Here is a 14702-nt window from a genome sequence, read left to right as displayed (position 1 = left end):
TTTGCAAGGCGCCCATGTGGATGAGAAGCTGTTTGGGCGCAGGTGATGCGGGTATGGTTGTCATGCTTGCTGCCGTTGATGGTTCAGGTGGCTGGGCCGCCCGCATCACCGCCCTTGATCGACCGCTGATTACGCGCTGCCGTTGATGGCTATGTAAGGCGATGCAGGCGAGACGGGGCGAGCGGTAAAGCCGCAACGAGAGGGAGGCATCATGCGCGTTTCTGTAGGAATTGACGTTGCCAAGGTGGTGCACTGGGCGTGCGCCGTCGATGACGCGGGACGGGTCATGCTTGACCGGGCGGTAGACAACCGCCCGGATCAGATCGCGTCCTTCATCGTCGATCTTCGCGCACTCGGGGGTGACCCCGTCATCGGTCTCGATATTGTCGGTTCTTTCGCCAGTTTCCTCGAAGCCTCTTTGCTGACCGAAGGGTTCAGTCTCGTCCATGCGCCGGGCATCGCGGTCAACCGTGCTGGACAAGGCTTTGCCGGCGGAGAGCGGAAATCCGATCCACGCGATGCCCGCACGATTGCCGATCTTGTTCGCACCCGTGACCTGCGCCCGATCCTGCCGGATGACGCGACGGTTACGGCGATCCGTCTGAAGGTGGGCCGGAGACGCGATTTGACCGAGGAACAGACCCGGCGCCTGGCGCGGCTGCGTGCCCTGCTCTGCGGCGTTCATCCAGGGCTGGAACGTGAGCTCGACGTGACCTGCAAAGGGCCACTCACCCTGCTGACCCGTTACGTCACCCCGGCAGAGATCAGACAGGCCGGTAAACGCCGGATCGTGGCGTATCTGGCCAAGACGCCTCACCTGCGCGCCGTCGAGCGGCTGGCAGATCAGGCGCTTGCCGCCGCACACGCCCAATCCCTGGCCGTGACGGGCGAAACGGCAATCGCCGAACTGGTCCGCGAGCTGGCCATCGAGGCCTTGGAAAGCAAGGCAAAGATCGCCCGTATCGATCACGACCTCGCCGCGCTTCTCGCTACCCACCCTGATAGCGCCCTCATCCAGTCCCTGCCGGGGATGGGGGCGGTGCTCGTGGCGGAGTTCATCGCGTGCATCGGCGACATCAGGCGCTTTCCCTCGGCCGATGCGCTGGCTGCTGCGGCTGGCCTTGCGCCGGTGATCCGACAGTCGGGGAAAAAGGCTGGCTGGCGAAGAACCATCGGTGGAGACAAAGCTCTCAAACGGGTCTTCTTCCAGGGAGCGTTCTGCGCCGTCTGTACCAAAGACCCTCTGTCCAAGGCCTTCTACGACCGCAAACGCCGCGAGGGGAAACATCACACTCAAGCCCTCATCGCCCTCGCACGCAGGCGGGTGACCGTACTCTGGACCATGATCCAGCGCCGACAAACTTTCGACCCGCTCAAAAATGCTGCTTGACTTCCGCATTACGCAGCCACCTCGTGGATTTCCGCCATGCGGTCGATATGCCAGCAGGCGGAACGATGGCCGCCGCCGCAATCGAAAAGCGGCGGCTGTTCGGTGCGACATTTGTCGGTCGCCAGCGGACAGCGTTCGACGAAACGGCAACCGACGCCGAATTCGTTCGGCGTCGGCACCGTCCCCTCGATCGTCGCCAAATCCGCCTTCGGCGCATCATCAAGCTTGGGAACGCTGGCAAGCAGCAGGGCTGTGTACGGATGCTTCGGCTGCCGGAAGAGATCGTGCACCGGCGCGATTTCAGCGATGCGGCCGGCATACATGACCGCCACGTCGTCGGCGATGTCGGCGACCACGCCCATATCATGGGTGATCAGCACGATCGCCGTGCCGCGATCAGCGACCAGCTTCTTCATCAGGTCGAGGATCTGCGCCTGGATGGTCACGTCGAGCGCGGTCGTCGGTTCGTCGGCGACCAGCACGCGCGGGCCGCAGATCAGCGCAATCGAGATCATGATGCGCTGGCACATGCCGCCGGAGAGTTCGAACGGATATTGATCCAGCCGGCGGGTCGGGTCGGGAATGCCGACATCGACCAGCATCTGCCGCGCCTTCCCGTAGGCCTCTGCCTTCGAGACGCCATGGTGGACCCGATAGGCCTCGGCAATCTGCGAGCCGACCGTGGTCAGCGGGTCGAGCGAGGCGCTCGGCTCCTGAAAGATGATCGAGATGTCCTTGCCGCGTGCCTTGCGGAATTGCCGCTCGGACAGGGCGGCGAGATCGGTGTTTTCAAACATGATCCGGCCGGCTGTGCGTCTGGCGGCCGGCGGCAGCAGCCCGAGCATGGCATAGGAGGTCAGCGACTTGCCGCAGCCCGACTCCCCCACCAACGCCATGACCTTCCCGGGCGCGACGGTGAAGGAGATGTCGTCGACGACGTTGGCGCCACCGATATCGATGGTCAGCCTGTCGACGGAAAGCAGCGGGTTGGCGGCGTCCATGATCTCTCCTCAGCCTGCCGTCTTCGCCCGTTCGGGGCGCTTGTAATTGCCGATCGAATTGCCGCCATCGACGCTGATCACGGCGCCGGTGATGAAGGCGGCCTTGTCGGAGCAGAGATAGGCGATCGCGCCCGGCGCATCCTCGGGACCGCTGGCGCGGCCGAGCGGAATGTTCTTCAGCATGTTGGTGACGTATTCGTCGGAAAGCTCGCTCACTTCGCTGCCCGGCGCAAAGCCTGGCTCGACGACGTTGACGCGAATGCCGTATTCGGCAAGCTCCAGAGCAAAACCCTTGGAAAGCCGTTCAATCGCCGTCTTCGACGTGCAATAGGGGACGGAATTCTGGTTCATTTTGCGTGCGGCACCCGAGGAGATGTTGACGATCGAGCCGGCCTTGCCTTCCGCGATCATCAGCTTGGCGAATTCGCGCGACAGCACGAAGGGCGCCCGCAGGTTGACGCCGAAGACGCGGTCCCAGTCGGAGAATTCCATCTCCAGCAGGCTGAAACGGGTATAGATGCCGGCGTTGTTGACGAGAATGTCCGGCGCCTTCCATTCGCGCTTCACGAGATCGACGAGTTCGAGCATCGAGGCGTCGCTGGTCAGCTCGGTCGCATGCAGCAGCACTTTGGAGCGGTCGAGCCCAAGCTCGGAGACCGCCTTTTCAAGGCCATCCATGCGGACGTCGCTCAGGCAAAGGCGTGCGCCCTCCCGGGCGAAATAGGCGGCGATCCAGCGGCCGAAAATGCCGGCGGCGCCGGTGATGACGATGGTCTTGTTTTCGAATTCCATGACTTAAAACCTCAAAGCGCCAAAAGACTCAACGGCTGCGGGAACGTGGGTCGAGCTGGTCGCGCAACCAGTCGCCAAGCACGTTGACGGAAAAGACGAGCAGGAAGAGACAGGCGCCCGGAAAGGCGACGATCCACCAGGCCCGCTCGATATATTGACGGCCGACGCTCATAATCGAGCCCCAGCTCGAGGCCGGCGGCTGGATGCCGAGGCCGAGGAAGGAAAGGCCGGCTTCCATCAGGATCATCAGGCCGAATTCTGCGGTGACGACGATCAGCACCGGGCCTGCGATATTCGGGAGGATGTGATGGATAAGAATGCGCGCCGCCCCGGCTCCCGCAAGTTCCGAAGCCTTGATGAACGGCAGGTTCGCCACCTGCAGCGTCTGGGCATAGGCGACGCGGGTATAACGTGGCCAGCGTGTCAGGCCGAGCACCAGCACCAGCTTCAGAAAACCGGGGCCGAGCACCGCGACGGTCAGCACCGCCAGCAGGATCGCCGGGATCGACATCATGATGTCGACGAGGCGCATGATGAGGATCTCGATCTTGCCACGGAACCAGCCGGCAATCATGCCGAGAGTGACGCCGACCAGCGACGAGACGACCACGGACAGCACGGCGACCGAGAGCGAGACGCCGGCGCCGTAGAGCGTACGCGACAGCAGATCGCGGCCGAGATCGTCGGTGCCGAGCCAGTAGGTGATACCGCGCATCTCGAAGCCCGGCGGCTTCAGGCGGCCGAGCAGGTTCTGCCGGTTGGGGTCGGCTGGCGCTACCCAGGGTGCGAAGACCGCCAGAAGCACGATCACCAGGAAAATGATCGATACGATGACGACCGAGACAGGGACCCGGCGAAGGCGTTGGCGGAGGGCGAGGACGGCGATGCTCAAAGCCTTCTCCTTATCGGACCAGGCGGATGCGCGGATCGACGAGCGCGTAGACGAAATCCGCAATCACGCTGGTCAGCACATAAACGAAGGAAATCAAAAGCACGATCACCTGGACGACCAGGAAGTCGCGCGACTGGATGGATTGGATGGCGAGTTGGCCGATGCCTGGCCAGGCGAACACCGTCTCGACGATGACCGCACCGGCGAGCAGGTTGCCGATCTCGAGCGCGGCGATGGTGATCACCGGGATCGCGGCATTGCGCAGCACGTGGCGGAACACCACGGAGCCGAGCGACAGGCCCCGGGCACGCCCTGCCCGCACATAGTCCTTGCCGAGCTCGTCGATGATCGAAATCCGGGTCATGCGGGCAAAGGTCGACATCGAGATCGCCCCGAGAGCGATGGAGGGCATGATCAGCGAGGCGAAGTCGCCGGAACCGGAGGTGGGCAGCCAGCGCAGCGTCACGCCGAAGAGGAAGATCAGCACGATGCCCGACAGGAAGGTCGGCACGCTCTGGCCGGTGACCACGATCGCCGTCAGAAGCCGTTCGAGCCAGCCGCCGCGTCTGGTCGCCATGATGATGCCGGCCGGAATGCCCATGCCGATCGCCACCACCAGCGCGCCGGCGGCAAGCATCGCCGTATAGGGCACACGCGAAACGACGATATCGAATGCCGGCACCCGCTGGACGACGGAAATGCCGAAATCGAAATGGGCAAGACCGCCCAGATATTCGAGATATTGCACCCAGATCGGCCGGTCGAAACCGAGCTGACTGCGCAGTTGGGCGATCATCTCGGCCGATGCGTCCTGCGGCACCAGCAACAGGGTGGGGTCGCCCGAGAGATGCATGACGACGAAGACGATGGTGAGAACGCCGAAGATCGCAATGATCGCCTGTATCAAACGCTCGACGGCGTATCTCAACATGATCTTGTTACCTGTCTTTTACTGCTGCCAGCTCATGTCCATGACGAACATGGCTTCGTTGGCGGTCGGCTGCCACTTCAGCTTCTTGGCGGCTCCATAGAGTGCATAGGCCTGATAGAGGCCCATGCCCGGAACGTCGTCCTTCAGGACCTGGTAGGCCTGTTCGTAGAGCTTTAGACGCTCCTTCTGGTCGAGGATGACGCGCGCCTTGTCGACAGCTTCATCGAACTTCGGGTTCGAGTACTTGGCCCAGATGCTGCCGGTGCGGAACAGCGGGAAGATCACCCCGTCGACGTCCTGGCAGGCGCAGGACCAGGCGCCGAAGGCAAGGCCGCCGGCATTGGCCGGATCGCCCTGGCGGCGCTTCAGGAAGGTCGCCTGGTCGCTGGAGGAGATCTCCACCTTGAGGCCGGCCTCGTTGACCATCTGCTGAATGGCTTCGACGGTGGCGCGGCTATAGGCAGGCGAGGTTAGGAATTCGACTGTCGCACCTTCGGCACCGGCGGCCTTCACCAGTTCCTTCGCCTTGTCGAGATTGTATTCGTATCCCTTGACCTTGTCGGTGTAACCGAAGACCGGTTCGGCACCGAGCACTTCCACCGGTTTGCCGTAGCCTTCGAGCAGGGCTTCGACGAGCGCCTGACGGTCGATCGCATAGGCGATCGCCTGGCGGACGCGAACGTCCTTGGTAACGCCGCCCTGGGCATTGATGAACAGGTAGCCGATGCGCTCGGTCGGAACCGAGAGGACCTGCGAATTGCTGTCGTTCTTGATGCTTTCGGCCTGATCCGGCGGCACGTCGCGGATGAGGTCAGCCTTGCCGGTCTTCAGGTCGGCGATGCGAGTGGAGACGTCGGGCACCGTGCGAAAGACCACCTTCTGGAACGGCGGCTTGGCGCGCCAGTAGCTGCCATAGGCTTCGAGTTCGGTCTGAACGCCCTTCTGCCACTTTGCCATCTTGTAGGGGCCGGAACCGAGCGGCTTCAGGTTGAATTCCTGGTCGCCGACCTTCTCGACATAGGCCTTGGGCACAATCGACAGTTTGACCAGCTGGGCGAGCAGCGCGGGATAAGGTGACTTGGTCGTCATCTTGACCACGGTCGGGCTCACCGCCTCGGCCTTGGCGATCTGGTCGAACTGCGAAAGCTGCGGGCTCTTCAGCTTTGGATCGATGATGCGGTTGATCGAGAAGGCGACGTCCTCGGCAGTGAGTTTCGTACCGTCCTGGAAGGTCACGTCGTCGCGGATCTGGAATTCGATCGTCTTGTCGTCGAGATATTTCCACGACTTGGCGATCTGCGGCACGATCTCGCCCTTCACGTCGCGCGTCAGAAGGTTGTCGAAGATATTGCGGTAGATCGAGTAGCTGTCGGTGTTCCACTGCAGATGCGGATCGAGCGTTGCCGCATCGTTCGGCAGGTCGATGGTCAGCGTATCCTTGGTTTGCGCAAGTGCAGTCGACGCGGTGAGCGCCAGTAGCATGGCGGCTATGGATGCGAATTTGGCAGACATTCCCTTACCCTCATTGTTGTTGCTGCTGTATTCAAGAACTGCTTACGCCGCCTTCTCTGCGGTCTTTAGCCCGGCCTCGTCGGCACAGTAGCGCGCCAGTTCTGCATGGGTGCAGAACCAGACGTCGCCCTTCGACTTGGCGAGCCGAATGATCTCTTCCAGAATGAAGATGCGTGAACGGTGTCCGACGTGATGCGGGTGCATGGTGAGCTGGAACAACCCGCTCTCTTCCCAGGCGACTTCGAGTTCGCGGGCGAAGATATCGAGGACCATGGCAGGGCCGCCATAGGGTCGCGCTCCGGTCATCCGGTCCATCGCCACATAAGGCGCGTCGTCGCGGATCCATTCGACCGGAATTTCGACCACACCGGTCGGCTCGCCGTCCTCCAGAAGCTCGTAGGGCTCCTCGTCGGCCATCAGCGAGGAATCGTAGAGCAATCCCATCTCGCGGGCGATCTTCAGCGTATAGGGGCTGAAATCCCAGGATGCGGTGCGCATGCCGACCGGGCGGATGCCGGACAGGCGTTCGAGCGTGTCCGAGGCACGGAGCGCCAGATCGCGTTCGGTCACCTCGTCGAGCCGGGAATTGAACTCGTGGATCCAGCTGTGGATGCCGAGTTCATGGCCGGCCGAAACCACGGTCTTCACCTCGTCCGCATTGATCATCGCCGAGACGGCCGGCATGAAGAAGGAGGCCGGCACCGAATATTTTTCCAGCAGGCGAAGGATGCGCGGCATGCCGGCGCGGGCGCCGTACTGGCCGCGGCTCATTGTGCCGAAGGAGGCTCCGCCATGGCGCAGTTCCATCGTCTCGTGATCGGAATCGAAAGACAATGCCACTGCCATGCGCGCGCCGTTTTTCCATTTCGCCGGTCTCAGGCTGCGCCCGGCACGTACCTTCTGAACCTTTTGCTGCCAGACACTATCCGGCCAGGTCCAGGGTTCGGAGGCATCGTTTTGCTTATTCGGCGCATTCATGAGATCGTTCATCCTTATCAGCGCGACACTCGAAACCGTGAGTGGCTGCTTTCTAGGCAGAATTGTTATGAGCCGATCCGATAACCATCAATGGGGGTCTTGTTCACATATATGAACTCTGAAATCAAAAGTGCCGGCCGGATTCTCGATCTCCTGGAATATATGGCGTCCCGCCGGGAAGCGGTGCCACTGGCCCAGATCGTGCGCGATCTTTCTTTCCCGAAGAGCAGCGCCCACGGCCTTGTCCAGACGCTGGCTGCCCGTGGTCATGTGGTCCAGGACGATGCCGGCCGCTATATGCTCGTCGAGGCGAGCCGGCACGGCTTTCCGTTCAGACGCCATGAAGAGCCGTTGGTCGTGGTGGCAAAACCGTTCATGGAAAAACTGCGCGACGAATCCGGCGAGACCATCCTGCTCGCGACGATGAACGCTCATTGCGATATCCGCCGGCTGGCGAAATGCGTCAGCCGGCATCGGGTTCGCTATGACGTCAATCTTGACGCAGCAATCGCCGCCTATTGCACCGCGACCGGCCGCGTGCTGCTCGCCTTCACGCCGAAGGAGGCGCTGGAGCACTATCTCTCCCGCGTCCAGCTCCTCTCCTATACCCGCTATACGGTGACCGATATCGAGCGCATCCGCGAGATGCTCGTGAAGATCCGCCGGGATGGCTACGCACTGAACGACCAGGAATTCGTCACCGGCTCGACCGGCATTGCCGCGCCGATCTTTGACGGCACCGGCGCGGTCGCCGCAGCGCTTAATCTCGGCGTTCCGACCGTGCGCTACAATGAGCGACGCGAAGGCTTTCTGCTGATGGTGCGCAGTGCGGCGGACGATATCAGCCGGGCGCTCGGTTATCGCCGCTGACGTTTATTCCACCGGGGATGATGGAAAGCGCTGAAATCCTGCATCATTTGGAAAGCTACACTCTTTCGTCCGAGCATTTTGGAACAAACGAAGCCGGCCTTCGAAGTTGCCACTTTATCTGGCGGTGATCAAATGACCCGCGCGGCAAGGTTGATTATGAAGGCTCACCCGCTCGAACGGGTTAAAAATCCCAAGGGTTGAGGAGTACGAGACCTGTCGTTTCAAAGTCCTTAAGATTGCGCGTGGCCAAGCGCCCTCCGTTAACACGAGCTATTGCAGCGATCATTGCGTCGGGTGCTGACATTGCGTGCCCCCGACGAGCCGCCTGCCCCATGATCTCACCATAAGCGAGCGCCGCTTCTTCTGTGAGACCAAACATCCGATCGGCAAACCGACGACGCCATTCCGCCAGCCCTTGTTCCAAACGCTCGGCCCGCTGGTCCGGCCTAATCTTTTGAATGCCGAAAGCAATCTCGGCAATTGTCACAGTGGGCAATGCCAATTCCGCGTCGAACCGAACCAGCCAGGCCATGACGGCTTGGTGAGGATCCTTCCGCAAGGTCTCCGAGACAACGTTGGTATCGAGAAATATCAAAGCTCGATGCCTTGGTGAGGACTACGGCTTTCACGGATGAGGGTATCCAGGTCAATATCGGTGGCAGCTTGCGCGTTGACCCGCGGGTAAAAGGTCGCCGCCGGTTCGCGACCCGCCTCGCGTATCTCGTAGGCTTCAAGCGCGCGTTCGACCACTTCGGCAATCGAACGATTCTCACGGCGCGCGAGCCGATGAGCCAGATCCCTTGCCTTGGAGCTTCGAACAGAGAGTTGTGGTGCGGCCATTACAGTCTCCTTTGCGGGAAATATAAGCTCATCGCGTGCTGCCATCAAGATGGCAGATGCCGGCGTGCCATCCACGAGACACCTTGCCTTCGTGGAAGGAGCAATCAGCGGTGTGCGCGATTGAACTTGCTCGAATCCGGACCGCCTCTGGGAATTTTCCGCCACTGGCGCCCGATTATACCTCCGCGCAGCGAGAGCTCAGCAGGGTTCCGGAGATCCTGCATGAGGAGTTCGAGGCTTTATCGGGGCAAGAACAAGATGCCGAGCTCTCCTGATCGAAGTGGGCAGGGCGATGGATGCGTTCTCATTTGCGCTCAGCTCAGTCAGCCTTCAATACTTGGCTACACATCCCATGAACCGGCAGTCGGTACCCAGCGGCAATCGACGCACCCGATAGCGAGCCGGCACGATCATTTGAGGCTCTGTTCGGTCGCGGCGTCGAACAGATGGACGTTGCTTGCAGCAAATGTCAGCCGAACGGTTTCGCCCGCCGCCACTACGCTCCTGCCGTTCAAGGCGATGACAATCTCAGGCGTGGTGGCGGTGGTAATGAACGTTGCCGCGCCGGTCGTTTCAACTGTCGCGACATCCACCTTGAAGCCGACGGCATCGGCCGCGGCGAGAGTGAGATGCTCCGGGCGGATGCCGACGATCAGGGCACGTCCAGCTGGAAGCGGACAACCGAGATCGACGGTTTGCGGCTCGGCAAGATCGAGAACCAGGGCTCTTCCGTCAGGCGTCGATCGCGCCGGAATGAAGTTCATCGCCGGCGATCCGATGAAGCCGGCGACGAAGCGATTGGCCGGGCGGTCGTATAAATCGAGCGGCTTGCCCTGTTGCTCGATAATGCCATTGCGCATGACGACGACATGATCCGCCATCGTCATGGCCTCGACCTGGTCATGGGTTACATAGACCGAGGTCGCGCCGAGGCGATCGTGGAGCGCCCTGATCTCCTTGCGCATGTGAACACGCAGGGCTGCGTCGAGGTTCGAGAGCGGTTCGTCGAAAAGGAAGGCTTGCGGATTGCGGATGATGGCTCGGCTCATCGCGACGCGCTGACGTTGCCCCCCAGACAGTTCCCGGGGATACCGGTGGAGCAGGTTCGACAATCCGGTGATGGCCGCCACGTCGGCCGCCGCCTTTTGCCTCTCTGCCTTCCTGACGCCGTTGATCTTCAGGCTGTAGGTCAGGTTTTGTTCGACCGTCATATGCGGGTAGAGCGCATAGGACTGGAACACCATGGCAAGATCGCGCTTTCGGGGCGGCACCCCGTTCATGCGTTTTCCGGCGATGACGAGATCGCCGCTCGATATGGTCTCGAGCCCCGCCAGCGAGCGCAGCAGCGTGGACTTGCCGCAGCCGGACGGGCCGACCAGCGCGACGAACGAGCCCTTGCGAATGGAAAGATCGATATCCTTCAGGGCATGATAGGCGCCGTAATATTTGTTGACGGCCGAGAGTTCGATTTGGTGGGTCATTTCAATGCTCCCGATGTGAGCCCGGACACGATACGGCGCTGCAACAGAACGAAGATGGCGAGGATGGGCGTCACATACATGGTGGCGTAGGCCATGATGTTGTTCCACTCGCTGGTGTTCGGCCCCATGAAGGAATTGAGCCCGACGCTGGCCGGCTGCAGCTGGATGTCCTGGATTATCGACTTGGAATAGACGAATTCGCCGAAGGCCTGCATGAAGATGAGGATGGCACTGACCAGGATGCCGTTGCGCGCCAGTGGCAGAACGATGTTGAAGAAGGCGCCGATGCGGGAATTGCCATCGACCAGCGCCGCCTCCTCCAGCTCCATCGGCACGGCCATGAAGGTTGCACGCACGAGCACAACGAAAAAGGGCATGCTTTTGGCGGTAATAGCCAGGATAACGGCAAAGCGCGGATATTCGAGCAGGCCCACTTGCGAAAAACCCACGAAGATCGGCGTTATCATCAGCGAGGCCGGCAGAACCTGAAACATCAGGATGAGGAAAAGCCCGATATCCACCCAGACATTGCGGTAGCGCGCCAGCACATAGGCACAGCCGGTGCCCAGAAACGCGATCAGGGCCACCGCACCGAAGGCAATGACCGTTGAGTTCCACAGGTAGCGGCCCATGTTCCGGCTTTCCCAGACATAGGTGAAGGTCTGCCATTGGGCAGAGGAGGGCCAGAATGTCGGCGGTGTGGCGAACATTTCCGAGCCGCTTTTCAGCGCCGTCAGATACATCCAGTAGAGCGGGAAGAGATAAATAGCCGCCATGACGACCGACAGGGCCAGCAACAGCCGGTTTCGTGCGATTTCACTCATCCGCGCACCTCATGGCGTGTGGAACGGACATAAACGGTTGCGGCAAACATCACGAAGACGGTCATGATGACGGAAATGGTGGCGCCCTTGCCGAAGTCGTACTGCCGGAAGGAAAGATCCCAGGCCCAGTATTGCGCGACATTGGAGGAATTGTTCGGTCCGCCATCGGTAATCGCGGCAAACAGGTCGAATTGCTGCAGGGTGAAGATCAGCCCGAGCGCGATGATCGCGCCGATGGTGGAGCGCATCATCGGCAGGGTGATGGTCCAGAAGCGCTGCCAGGCATTGGCGCCATCCATTTCCGCCGCCTCGTAGAGATCTGCAGGAATGGCGGCAAGACCGGTGGCGAGCAGGATCATGTTGAAAGAAGTGCCGAGCCAGATATTGGCCAGAATAACTGCCCAGAGCGAGAAATTCGGATCGGACCTCCAAAAGATATTGCCGCCGACGAGGCCGATTTGCTGCAACAGAAAATTGAGCACGCCGAAATCCCCGGACAGGATCCAGTTCCAGATGGCGCCGACGACGAGACCGGGCATGACCCAGGAAACCAGAAAGAGGCCGCGCAGCCAGGATGCTCCGGGAAAATTGATCCAGAAGAACAGGGCCAATGAGAAGCCGACCAGAAACTGCCCGGCGATCGACCCCACCACGAAGATGACCGTGTTCTTGAGGATGGATATGGTTTCAGGCTCGGTGAACAGGTCGACATAGTTTTTGAAGCCGACAAAAGGCCGGATGACGCTGGCCAGGCTGAACATGTCCACTTCCTGAAAGCTCATCAGGATGTTGTAGAGCAGCGGAAGCCCTGCCAGTGCCAGGAGGAACGTGAAGGGCACCCCGACCAGAACAAGGTCGAAACCACGGCCATCCGTTACGCTGGAAAACACTCTTTTCATCGAAACCTCGCTGGAGCCTGCAGGACGGCCCGGCGGATGGGTGCCGGGCCGTCGTCGCGGGAGGGTGGCTGTCTCAGCCGTCGATCGACTTGATCTTCGCAGCCGCCTGATCGAGCGCGGCCTTCGGCGCCATCTGGCCTGTCAGGGCCGCCTGTATCGCGTCCTGGATGGCTTTCGAGATTTTCGGCCATTCCGGCGAAGGGCCACGGGGTTGCGCATATTTCAGCTGTTCCACGAAGGTCTTGAGCGCTGAATCCTTCAGGGCATTGCCCGTGGGCGGAACAGGAAGGTCGGACCGGGCCGGAAGCTGGCCGAAATTCTTGTACATGGTGGCATCCTTGGAAGCGAAGAATTCCAATGCCTTGAAGGCCTCTTTCGGATGTTTGGTGCTCGAAAAGATCGCCCAGTTGAAATCACCCATGGCGGATGAACGCTGAGCGCCCTCGCCCGGCACCGGCAGAAGAGCGGTGCCCCATTGGAATTTGGCATCGCTCAACATCCGGTCGATTTCCCATGGACCGGAAATCGCCATGGCCGCATTTCCGGCATTGAAGGTGGCGGTCGAATCCCATTGGCTTCGGGTGAGCGTATCCGGCGAGGCCAGCTTTTCATCCAGCATCTGCTTCCAGATGGTAAGCGCGTTGACGGCACCTTCGCTGTTGATCGATTTATAGGTGGCGCCGCCCATCTGCGCCCAGGGCAGGAACTGGAAAGTGCCCTCCTCGTTGGCCTTGGCGGAAAAGGTGATGCCGTAGATGTTCTTTGAAGGATTGGTGAGCTTTTTCGCCGTCGCCACCAGGTCTGTCCAGGTCTGCGGCGGCTTTTCGGGATCGAGGCCCACGGCCTTGAACAGATCCTTGTTGTAATAAAGCGCAATCGTGTTGGTCGCCTTCGGCACCCCGTAATATTTGTTGTCCCACATCACCGATTTCAGCGGGCCGGGAAAATAGTTCTCCGGCTTGATGACCTTGGATTGCTGGATCATGTCGGTGAGATCCAGAAAGGCCTTGCGGGAGGCGAACATCGCATGGTTGGGATTGTCGATGGCAATGATGTCGGGTGCCTTGCCCGTGGAATAGGCGCGCATCGCCTCGCTCACCACGTCGTCGAACTGAAGCTGGCGATATTCGATCTGGATGCCGTTATTCTGCGCGTTGAATTCCTTGATGAGGCTTGGCGCGGGCTGGATATCGCGGTCCAGCGACCAGAGGACGAGTTTCACGTCCTCCGCTCTGGCGCTTATGCCGGCAAGTGAGACACTGGCTAGAGCCAATGCAATGGAAATCATAGTCCTGCGGATACCCATGGTTCTCCTCCTTCTTGGTTATCCTCAATTCTCATCCGGCTGGCGCAGAGCTCCTTCTATGGCCAGCCGGCCTGCGCATCAGACCGGATCGACGACGAATGTGCCGCCCCTTGCCTGTTTCAGATGGTTCAGGGCGTGGATCTGCCCTGTCATTTCCAGCGCATCCCGATAGACGGGATCATGCCATCCCTCGATGTCGATGGAGCCCGACCAGCCGGCCAGCCGAAGTTCCGAAATAATGTCGGTCCAGTTGCTGTCGCCGAAACCTGGCGTGCGCATGAAAACGAAGGGATGTTTTCCGAAGATGCCGTGCTCGCGGATCACGTCCCAGCGGATGGTGGCATCCTTGCCGTGGACGTGGAAAATCCGCTGCGCCCATTTGCGGATCTGCGGTAAGGGCTCGATGAGATAGACCATCTGGTGGCAAGGTTCCCATTCAAGCCCGATATGCTCGTCCGGCGTCTCGTTGAAAATCAGTTCCCAGGCATCCGGATTATGGGCGATATTCCAGTCGCCGGTTGCCCAGTTGCCGTCCATGGCGCAATTTTCAAAGGCGATGCGGATGCCCTTGTCGGCCGCGCGGCGGGCAAGCTCGCTCCAGATTTGCCGGTAACGCGGCAGGCTTTCCGTCAGCGGCCTATTGCGGATGCGCCCGGTGAAGCCGGCAACGCAGGTGGCGCCGAAGTGATGGGCATTGTCGATGCAGTCCTTCCAGCCCTGGAGCGTCTGGAGATCGAGTTCCGTTTCTTCCAGGGGATTGCCGAACATGCCGACGGTCGAAATGGTAATGTCCCGCTCGCCGATCGCCTCGCGGCAACGTTTGCCAAGCTCGGCGATGTCCTGGCCGTTGGTGGTCTGCCAGAAAAAGGGCTGGAAACTTTCAAAGCCCATATCGGCGATCTGGGAAATCCGCTCGGCCGCCTGGCCCTTGGTGGCGCTGATCATGGTGCCGATGCGGATGGAATGGTTTCGCTGTCCGGTCATAG

15 protein-coding genes are annotated in these 14702 nt (G+C 60.7%); 2 read left to right on the top strand and 13 right to left on the bottom strand.

All coding sequences use genetic code 11. The features are described from left to right. Positions 1 to 211 precede the first annotated feature (211 nt). On the top strand, positions 212 to 1390 hold the full coding sequence (locus tag ACZ9IU_RS25095) for an IS110 family RNA-guided transposase (protein WP_051900592.1): 1179 nt from the start codon (positions 212 to 214) through the stop codon (positions 1388 to 1390). An 8-nt stretch (positions 1391 to 1398) separates the two neighbouring features. On the opposite strand, the gene ACZ9IU_RS25090 is transcribed toward ACZ9IU_RS25095, so the two are convergent. The 6 genes from ACZ9IU_RS25090 to ACZ9IU_RS25065 are packed head-to-tail and all read right to left on the bottom strand — an operon-like array spanning position 1399 to position 7496. Beyond that, positions 1399 to 2391, bottom strand: coding sequence for an ABC transporter ATP-binding protein (locus ACZ9IU_RS25090; RefSeq protein ID WP_040125371.1), 993 nt, complete (start codon positions 2389 to 2391; stop codon positions 1399 to 1401). A 9-nt stretch (positions 2392 to 2400) separates the two neighbouring features. Further along, a complete protein-coding gene (locus ACZ9IU_RS25085; protein WP_040125373.1) occupies positions 2401 to 3183 on the bottom strand; it encodes an SDR family NAD(P)-dependent oxidoreductase in 783 nt (260 codons plus the stop codon). A gap of 28 nt (positions 3184 to 3211) precedes the next feature. Further along, on the bottom strand, positions 3212 to 4075 hold the full coding sequence (locus tag ACZ9IU_RS25080; protein ID WP_040125375.1) for an ABC transporter permease: 864 nt from the start codon (positions 4073 to 4075) through the stop codon (positions 3212 to 3214). 10 nt (positions 4076 to 4085) lie between these two features. Then, positions 4086 to 5006: an ABC transporter permease gene (locus ACZ9IU_RS25075; protein WP_040125377.1), complete on the bottom strand. Its 921-nt coding sequence runs from the start codon at positions 5004 to 5006 to the stop codon at positions 4086 to 4088. 18 nt (positions 5007 to 5024) lie between these two features. Further along, positions 5025 to 6518, bottom strand: a complete 1494-nt coding sequence (locus ACZ9IU_RS25070) for an ABC transporter substrate-binding protein (protein ID WP_040125378.1) — start codon at positions 6516 to 6518, stop codon at positions 5025 to 5027. A 42-nt stretch (positions 6519 to 6560) separates the two neighbouring features. Then, complete coding sequence (locus ACZ9IU_RS25065; protein ID WP_040125875.1) at positions 6561 to 7496, bottom strand: polysaccharide deacetylase family protein; 936 nt, start codon at positions 7494 to 7496, stop codon at positions 6561 to 6563. A 111-nt stretch (positions 7497 to 7607) separates the two neighbouring features. Between ACZ9IU_RS25065 and ACZ9IU_RS25060 the strand changes: the two genes are divergently transcribed. Next, positions 7608 to 8366: an IclR family transcriptional regulator gene (locus ACZ9IU_RS25060; RefSeq protein ID WP_040125876.1), complete on the top strand. Its 759-nt coding sequence runs from the start codon at positions 7608 to 7610 to the stop codon at positions 8364 to 8366. A gap of 181 nt (positions 8367 to 8547) precedes the next feature. Here ACZ9IU_RS25060 and ACZ9IU_RS25055 read toward each other — a convergent pair whose 3' ends face one another. The 7 genes from ACZ9IU_RS25055 to ACZ9IU_RS25025 form a co-directional block, all read right to left on the bottom strand. Next, positions 8548 to 8961: a type II toxin-antitoxin system VapC family toxin gene (locus ACZ9IU_RS25055; RefSeq protein WP_040125380.1), complete on the bottom strand. Its 414-nt coding sequence runs from the start codon at positions 8959 to 8961 to the stop codon at positions 8548 to 8550. Further along, the gene (locus ACZ9IU_RS25050) at positions 8958 to 9206 is read right to left on the bottom strand and encodes a type II toxin-antitoxin system VapB family antitoxin (RefSeq protein ID WP_040125382.1); all 249 of its coding nucleotides are present in this window, start codon (positions 9204 to 9206) and stop codon (positions 8958 to 8960) included. Before ACZ9IU_RS25050 ends, ACZ9IU_RS25055 begins: the two co-directional genes overlap by 4 nt. A gap of 410 nt (positions 9207 to 9616) precedes the next feature. Beyond that, positions 9617 to 10687 (bottom strand): ABC transporter ATP-binding protein, encoded by a 1071-nt coding sequence (locus tag ACZ9IU_RS25045; RefSeq protein ID WP_040125386.1) that lies wholly within the window; start codon positions 10685 to 10687, stop codon positions 9617 to 9619. Next, on the bottom strand, positions 10684 to 11511 hold the full coding sequence (locus ACZ9IU_RS25040) for a carbohydrate ABC transporter permease (protein ID WP_040125388.1): 828 nt from the start codon (positions 11509 to 11511) through the stop codon (positions 10684 to 10686). The genes ACZ9IU_RS25045 and ACZ9IU_RS25040 overlap by 4 nt, the downstream gene beginning before the upstream one ends. Further along, positions 11508 to 12410, bottom strand: a complete 903-nt coding sequence (locus ACZ9IU_RS25035; protein WP_040125390.1) for a carbohydrate ABC transporter permease — start codon at positions 12408 to 12410, stop codon at positions 11508 to 11510. The genes ACZ9IU_RS25040 and ACZ9IU_RS25035 overlap by 4 nt, the downstream gene beginning before the upstream one ends. Before the next feature lie 73 nt (positions 12411 to 12483). Next, positions 12484 to 13716 (bottom strand): ABC transporter substrate-binding protein, encoded by a 1233-nt coding sequence (locus ACZ9IU_RS25030; protein WP_040125392.1) that lies wholly within the window; start codon positions 13714 to 13716, stop codon positions 12484 to 12486. Between the two features lie 78 nt (positions 13717 to 13794). Continuing rightward, positions 13795 to 14700 carry a sugar phosphate isomerase/epimerase family protein gene (locus tag ACZ9IU_RS25025; protein ID WP_040125394.1) on the bottom strand — a complete coding sequence of 302 codons (906 nt, stop codon included), beginning with the start codon at positions 14698 to 14700 and terminating at the stop codon, positions 13795 to 13797. Positions 14701 to 14702: the final 2 nt, after the last annotated feature.

This window comes from Mesorhizobium sp. USDA 4132 (assembly GCF_056279545.1).
This window is presented reverse-complemented; position numbering and strand designations above follow the sequence as displayed.

Excerpts from the sequence above, each read along its gene's own strand:
- ACZ9IU_RS25025 (WP_040125394.1), bottom strand. The coding sequence starts at position 14,700 with ATGACCGGACAGCGAAACCATTCCATCCGCATCGGCACCATGATCAGC.
- ACZ9IU_RS25090 (WP_040125371.1), bottom strand. The coding sequence starts at position 2,391 with ATGGACGCCGCCAACCCGCTGCTTTCCGTCGACAGGCTGACCATCGAT.
- ACZ9IU_RS25075 (WP_040125377.1), bottom strand. The coding sequence starts at position 5,006 with ATGTTGAGATACGCCGTCGAGCGTTTGATACAGGCGATCATTGCGATC.
- ACZ9IU_RS25070 (WP_040125378.1), bottom strand. The coding sequence starts at position 6,518 with ATGTCTGCCAAATTCGCATCCATAGCCGCCATGCTACTGGCGCTCACC.
- ACZ9IU_RS25095 (WP_051900592.1), top strand. The coding sequence starts at position 212 with ATGCGCGTTTCTGTAGGAATTGACGTTGCCAAGGTGGTGCACTGGGCG.
- ACZ9IU_RS25065 (WP_040125875.1), bottom strand. The coding sequence starts at position 7,496 with ATGAATGCGCCGAATAAGCAAAACGATGCCTCCGAACCCTGGACCTGG.
- ACZ9IU_RS25040 (WP_040125388.1), bottom strand. The coding sequence starts at position 11,511 with ATGAGTGAAATCGCACGAAACCGGCTGTTGCTGGCCCTGTCGGTCGTC.
- ACZ9IU_RS25030 (WP_040125392.1), bottom strand. The coding sequence starts at position 13,716 with ATGGGTATCCGCAGGACTATGATTTCCATTGCATTGGCTCTAGCCAGT.
- ACZ9IU_RS25035 (WP_040125390.1), bottom strand. The coding sequence starts at position 12,410 with ATGAAAAGAGTGTTTTCCAGCGTAACGGATGGCCGTGGTTTCGACCTT.
- ACZ9IU_RS25050 (WP_040125382.1), bottom strand. The coding sequence starts at position 9,206 with ATGGCCGCACCACAACTCTCTGTTCGAAGCTCCAAGGCAAGGGATCTG.
- ACZ9IU_RS25085 (WP_040125373.1), bottom strand. The coding sequence starts at position 3,183 with ATGGAATTCGAAAACAAGACCATCGTCATCACCGGCGCCGCCGGCATT.
- ACZ9IU_RS25060 (WP_040125876.1), top strand. The coding sequence starts at position 7,608 with ATGAACTCTGAAATCAAAAGTGCCGGCCGGATTCTCGATCTCCTGGAA.
- ACZ9IU_RS25045 (WP_040125386.1), bottom strand. The coding sequence starts at position 10,687 with ATGACCCACCAAATCGAACTCTCGGCCGTCAACAAATATTACGGCGCC.